The sequence below is a fragment of the Spectribacter acetivorans genome (assembly GCF_031846305.1).
GTDB lineage: Bacteria > Pseudomonadota > Gammaproteobacteria > Nevskiales > Salinisphaeraceae > Spectribacter > Spectribacter acetivorans.
This window is the reverse complement of record NZ_JAVRHY010000041.1, coordinates 1-580: the sequence shown is the minus strand read 5'-3', so window position 1 is coordinate 580 and position 580 is coordinate 1. Positions and strand designations below refer to the sequence as shown.

Annotated in this window: 2 protein-coding genes; one reads left to right on the top strand and one right to left on the bottom strand. The window is 58.1% G+C overall.

The features are described from left to right. Positions 1–241: tyrosine-type recombinase/integrase (locus RM531_RS16125; protein ID WP_432280520.1), on the bottom strand; the 241-nt coding region annotated here is incomplete at its 3' end. Between the two features lie 137 nt (positions 242–378). Here RM531_RS16125 and RM531_RS16000 point away from each other — a divergent pair. After that, positions 379–580, top strand: a 202-nt coding sequence (locus tag RM531_RS16000) for a transposase (protein WP_311660728.1), incomplete at its 3' end; no start/stop codon positions are given.

Here is a 580-nt window from a genome sequence, read left to right as displayed (position 1 = left end):
CACCGTCGCGAGCAGGGAATACGTACTCGCCCGACCGATCAATACCTGAAAGTAACTCGCGCGCGGGCGCCGAAAGCGGTACACGATGCACAGTCTTCTGTTTCGTGGTCGCACCGGGCTTGGTCCAGACACCTTGTTCCAGATCAATATCCGCCCATTTGGCAGACAACAGCTCGCCCTTTCGGGCACCGGTAAGCATTAGTAGACGAATTGCATTGCAGGACTGCTGTCGTGTCGCAATCGGTTCTTCGCGCCGCCGCCACGCGGATCGCTGTTTCGTTTCGAGTGCGTCCTGGCGGCTTAGCCGGGTAATCCCCCCGAAAATCAGCGCTGTTTAGAAGTGGAATTTTCTCGTAATCTAACCCGAGGAGGTTCTGAGTGAAGAAATCCCGATACAGCGACAGCCAGATTCTGGCGATTCTCAAGCAGGCCGAGAACGGTGTGCCGGTGCCCGAGTTGTGCCGCGAGCACGGCATGAGCAGTGCGACGTTCTACAAATGGCGCAGCAAGTACGGCGGCATGGACGCCGCGCTGATGAAGCGGCTCAAGGAGCTTGAGAGCGAAAACCGCCGGCTCAAGG